This window comes from Saccharomonospora halophila 8, from assembly GCF_000383775.1.
GTDB lineage: Bacteria > Actinomycetota > Actinomycetes > Mycobacteriales > Pseudonocardiaceae > Saccharomonospora > Saccharomonospora halophila.
The window spans coordinates 52,389-57,691 of sequence record NZ_KB912573.1; the positions used below are offsets into that span (position 1 = coordinate 52,389).

The 5,303-nt window shown below is 63.2% G+C and carries 4 protein-coding genes and 3 pseudogenes; all 7 read left to right on the forward strand.

Annotated elements, in window-relative coordinates:
- Nucleotides 1-99: pseudogene (locus tag SACHA_RS26310) on the forward strand (cation diffusion facilitator family transporter); the annotation flags it as partial.
- Nucleotides 100-130: 31 nt separating this feature from the next.
- Nucleotides 131-1,207: a hypothetical protein gene (locus tag SACHA_RS22685; protein WP_198010167.1), complete on the forward strand. Its 1,077-nt coding sequence runs from the start codon at nt 131-133 to the stop codon at nt 1,205-1,207.
- Nucleotides 1,204-2,313 (forward strand): DUF262 domain-containing protein, encoded by a 1,110-nt coding sequence (locus tag SACHA_RS24075; RefSeq protein ID WP_083935884.1) that lies wholly within the window; start codon nt 1,204-1,206, stop codon nt 2,311-2,313. Before SACHA_RS22685 ends, SACHA_RS24075 begins: the two co-directional genes overlap by 4 nt.
- 3 nt (nt 2,314-2,316) lie before the next feature.
- Nucleotides 2,317-2,958: an MAE_28990/MAE_18760 family HEPN-like nuclease gene (locus SACHA_RS26670; protein ID WP_408640328.1), complete on the forward strand. Its 642-nt coding sequence runs from the start codon at nt 2,317-2,319 to the stop codon at nt 2,956-2,958.
- A 75-nt stretch (nt 2,959-3,033) separates the two neighbouring features.
- Nucleotides 3,034-3,598 (forward strand): annotated as a pseudogene (locus tag SACHA_RS26315) (IS5 family transposase); the annotation flags it as partial.
- A 224-nt stretch (nt 3,599-3,822) separates the two neighbouring features.
- Nucleotides 3,823-4,653 carry an alpha/beta hydrolase gene (locus tag SACHA_RS0116665; protein WP_019811585.1) on the forward strand — a complete coding sequence of 277 codons (831 nt, stop codon included), beginning with the start codon at nt 3,823-3,825 and terminating at the stop codon, nt 4,651-4,653.
- A gap of 236 nt (nt 4,654-4,889) precedes the next feature.
- A pseudogene (locus tag SACHA_RS25705) lies at nt 4,890-5,303 on the forward strand (hypothetical protein); the annotation flags it as partial.

The window sequence follows — 5,303 nt, forward strand, 5'->3', positions numbered from 1 at the left end:
ATCGACGTCGCCGGACTGAACACCGCACTGCACGCGCTGCCCGGCGTGGAGGACGTGCACGACCTGCACGTGTGGACGCTCACCTCGGGGATGGAGGTGCGTCGCCCTGGGCACCCGGGCCGACGAACTGGTGGCCAGGGACTCGCTGCCGGGAAGGGGCGTGGTGGTGCGGGAACTGCGCGCCGTGCCCGCGCCGGAGGGGCTGCCGTCGCAGGCGGACACGCGGCTGGTGGAGCTGGCCGCAGCGATGTCCGGCAACGCGGCGGCCTCACCGAGGCTGGAGCTGTACCCGCGGGATCTGGACCTGGTGCGCGCGCTGCGCATCTCGCAGGCCGCGGCCGGGGTGCGTCGGGACCCGGGGATCACCCTGCGGGACCTGCTGGCGAAGGTTCGCGCCCGCTTCCCCGCGCTGGCGCTGGACGATCGCATCACCCACGTGCAGGTGGAGGAGGCCCTGCGCGAGGCGGGCTTCCCGCTGGAGTTCGACGTGACCGACCGGGTCTTCCGCCCGCGCCCGCCGGAGCGCTCCGGCGGGGTGACGTCGTCCAGCAGCGTGCTCAGCGGGCATGGCCGTGGCCGCGCCGCCGGGTTGGACCCGCACGAGGTGCTGGTCGGCAAACTGTCGCGGAAGACGGAGTACGGCGGGTTCTTGGCCCTGACCGTGCGCGGTGTCCACCTGCCGTACGCGCCGGACCTGCTGGCGGGGGAGTACGCACTCGAATCGGTGCATGTGGACAGTACGTTCCTGGCGACCTTCCGCGAGCTGATCCGTGAGCAGGAGCAGGACTGGGAGCGGGTGCACAAACTCGACGCCCGCTTCGGCGAGACGGGCGAGATCAAGCGCGGCTTCCGCACCTACGTCGCGGACGTCTGGTCGCGGCTGCGCGAGCGCCTGCACGAACAGGCGACCGGCGAGGGCACGTTGTTGTTCCTGCACCATGCGGGTCTGGTCGCCCGCTACTGGGACATGGGCGGCCACGAGTTCCTCACCGGCCTCCAGCAGGCTGCCCGTCGCCCGCACGAGGCCCCGCACGGCCTGTGGCTGCTGTGTCCGGCCGAGTCCGCTCGGGACACCCCGCACCTAGACCGGCAGATCGTCGAGGTCCTCACCGAGGACGAGCGGGTCGTGCTGGACAAGGACCTATTGAGGTCGATCTTGGGCGGAGCTCGTGATGAAGATTGCAACGTAAGGAAAGGAGTATCATGACAGACTTGCTGCAAAACCAGATCGACAATAAGCGACGAGAAATTTCTACGGACTCGTATAGTATGTCGATTGGCGAGTTGACTAACCTCTATCGTGATTCCGAACTCGATGTGCACCCCGAATTTCAGCGAGTCTTTCGCTGGAGTGACCAGCAGAAGAGCAACCTGATCGAAAGCATTCTACTCGGGATACCCCTCCCCTCTATCTTCGTTGCGCAAACTGAAGATGGTACGTGGGATGTAGTTGACGGTGTGCAGCGCATATCAACCCTACTGGAGTTGCAGGGACTACTCGTCGACGAGAGAGGCCACGAGTATCCACCTCTCGTCTTGAAAGGGACGGAGTACCTCCCTGAGCTTGAGGGAAAACAATGGAACTCTACTGATGAGCGGTACGCACTAACTCAATCCCAGCGTCTCGATATAAAGAGATCCAAGATTGACCTTCAGATCATAAAGCGCGATTCGTCGGCGAACGCAAAGTACGACCTATTCCAGCGTTTGAACGCGTTCGGAACTGCACTGACGGCGCAGGAAGTGCGAAGCTGCCTGCTACTGAGTGTCGACAGGGAGTTTTACTCTTGGCTCTCTACGTTGCGGACTCACGATAGCTTTGTTGAAGCATGCTCTCTCACGGACAGGCTCGTCGAGGAGCAGTATGACCTTGAGCTCGCTCTTCGCTTCATAATATTCCGAGATATCCCTGAAGATGTTATCAACTCAATGGGTTATGTTGGTGAATTCGTGACCAAGGAATCTGTAGAGCTTGCCTCCTCGGAAGTCTCTTTAGATGAGATAGGCGAGAAGTTCTGCGCTACATTTGACTTGCTCGCTAGTGCGGCGAGTGATCAGATCTTCAAGAAGTACGATCCGGAAAGCGGAAGGTTCAAGGGAGCCTTCCAGCACACTGCTTTTGAGATTGTTGGCTTGGGCCTAGGCTATCATGTAGATGACTACATGGGTTGTTCCTCGAGTTTGGTGCAACAGCGAGTAATTGATTTCTGGTCCTCTGGTGCTCTTGAACGCGGGTTCGCAACTGGCAAGAGGGCAGATGAAAGAATGAGAAAGACGATACCGCAGGGGCGCGAGTTGTTTACTAGGAGTTGATTGTTGCGTACCACGCTTCTGGAGTATGCAGCAGACCGCCTGGATAACAGTCTGGCTAAACGTAAGAGGGAATTGGCCGATATGCGGTTCCTTTGCTCAGAAGTTGCTGGTCGCAGAGGTCAGATGCTGCGTAGGTCTGGTCACGTCATGGCGTACGCGCATTGGGAGGGGTTCGTAAAGGACTGCATCAGCGAATACCTTACTTACTTGAAGAGAACCTCCCAGCCGGTCGCGCTGCTCCAACCGGGACTCCAGGCAATCACTTTCTTGCCGCTCTTGAAAAAGAACTTCGATGGAGGGGAGGTCTATCGCGCTATGGAAGTAATGTCTCAGGTTGGAAGCATGTCGTCGCGATGTTTTGAGTGCGATGTCGAGTCAGTAGTGAAGACGGGAAACCTTGACTCAAAGCGATTGAAGCAACTGCTGTCTATTACCTCTTTGGGTTACCTGGATGAGTATAAGACGCGTGAAAAGTTCATCGACGAAGTGTTATGCGGGAGGAGGCATCGAATCGCGCACGGAGACTTTCAGCCGATTGAATGGGATGATCTCGAGGAAGCTATTGATGGATGTCTAGAGTTGTGCGGATGTGTTAACGACCAGGTGGTAGAGGCGATGCTAGAAAAAATGTTTCTGAGTCAGTAATCTGCGAATCGGCTCTGGATGGCTGCTCTTAGAGCTCCTAACACATTGAGGATCTTGGTTTGAGATGATCTTGGTGTGGCTGCGCCGTGGGTCGTGTCGGATGAGTTGTGGTCGCGGGTCGAGCCATTGTTGTCGGTGCGTCCGGTCGGCAGGACGGGGCCGAAGCCGTTGCCGGACCGGCAGGTGTTGCAGTGCATCTTGTTTGTGCTTGAAACCGGGATTGGGTGGGAGGACCTGCCGCAGGAGCTGGGCTTCGGTTCGGGTATGACGTGTTGGCGGCGGTTGCGGGACTGGCAGGAGACGGGGGTGTTCGACCGGTTGCACGAGGTGTTGTTGGCCGAGCTGAACGCGGCCGCGGTGATCGACTGATCCCGGGCCTGTGTGGATGCCTCGCATGTGCGCGCGAAAAGGGGGCCCGGACAGCGGGCCGAGCCCGGTCGAGCGCGCCAAAACCGGCTCCAAACACCATGTGATCTGCGGCGGCGGCGTCCCCCTTGCCGTGCGTCTCACTGGCGGCAACCGCAATGACGTGACCCAGCTTCTTCCGCTGGTCGAGGCCATCCCGCCGGTGCGGGGGCGGCGAGGCAGGCCCCGCCGCAAACCCGACGTCCTCGTGGCCGACCGGGGCTACGACTACGACACCGTGGTGGATTGCCATATCGCGACCGCGTGAAGCCACCGCAGTGATCCGGTGTCCGAATACCGCATCTGACCTGCGACGTGTGTCGGATGTCCCGCGCAGCGCGGGATCGGTGTCTCCATCGGCACTTTCGCCGGTTCCCCCGCGAGCCCGGTGACGCGGTCCGTCTCCGGCTGCTTTCTTGAACGTCGAACCTGACTCTTCAGGCGCAAGGAGGCACCGGAATGAAACGGCTGATGAGCCGCGTCCTCGTCGCGGCGACGGCGCTGTCGCTCGCCGCCCTGGTGGCACCGACCACCGCCGCCGCGCAGACCGGCGGCACGGGACCCTACCCCGCGAGCTACGAGACGACGTTCACCCTGCCCGACCACACCGTCTACCGCCCCGACACGCTCCCGACCGACGAGAAGATGCCGATCGTGGCCTGGGGCAACGGCGCCTGCCGTGCCGACGGGACGTGGTTCGAGAACATCCTCACCGAGTTCGCCTCGCACGGCTACCTGGTCATCGCCAACGGCGAGCCCGGCGGGTCCGGATCCACCGACGCCGACATGCTCATCGACGCCGTCGACTGGGCGATCGAGCGCAACTCGCGGCCGTGGAGTGACTACTACGGCAAGCTCGACACCGACAACATCGCGGTGATGGGGCAGTCCTGCGGCGGCCTGGAGACCATGGAGGTGGCCGACGATCCGCGCATCACCACCACCGTGATGTGGAACAGTGGCATCATGAGCTCGTGGGACAAGCGCCTGCTGGGCGACCTGCACGCGCCGATCGCCTACTTCGTCGGCGGCCCCGAGGACATCGCCTACGACAACGCCATGGACGACTGGGGCCGCCTGCCCGCCGGCCTGCCCGCGTTCATGGGCAACCTCGACGTCGGCCACTACGGCACGTTCGAGGAGCCCAACGGCGGCGAGTTCGGCCGGGTCGGTGTGGAGTGGCTGGACTGGCAGCTCAAGGGTGAGGCGGACGCCCGAGCCCAGTTCGTCGGCCCGAACTGCGGCCTGTGCCAAACCGAGTGGGACGTCCAGCCGAAGAACCTGAGCTGACCCCCCCGCGTCCCGCCCGCTTCGAGTGGCGGCCGGGGTGTGCCGTGAAGGACCCCTTCCCTGCGTTGCGTGCAGTGAAGGGGTCCTTCGCTGCGTTCGGTGCAGGCAGGGAGTTCTTCACGGCACACCGCACGGTGTGATCCGCGCCGAGGGGCGGCGGTGACGTCCGCGTCGCGCAGTAATGTTCGGCCGGCGTCGCACGACACACCACCGACGCGGTACGAACGGAGGTCTCCATGACCGCATACGACAAGCCGCCCGGACAGCGGTCGCACCCGACGACGGGCACGCCGGGCATCCTCGCGGGGCGCTGGTACTTCGTGGTCACCGTCGCGTCGATGGGATTCCTCGCCTGGGTGCCGTTCGCGCATGCCGCGGTCCGGCTCCGCCGTCCCTCGGACAAGCGCCTCACCGCGATCTACGGTGGCGCCACGCTGGTCCTGCTGATCCTCGTCGCTCTGACGCCCACCGACCCCGCGACGGGCGAGGCGCCGGAGGGTGACCCGATCAGCGTCATCGGCGGGTTGCTGGCACTCACCGTCATCGCCGCCGCCTGTGTCCAGCAGACCCGCCTGCGCCGCGAGGTCTACGGCGCCGGTCGGCCCGAGCCCGCACCGGCCACGCCCGCCGCGTACCAGCCGTCGACGTCG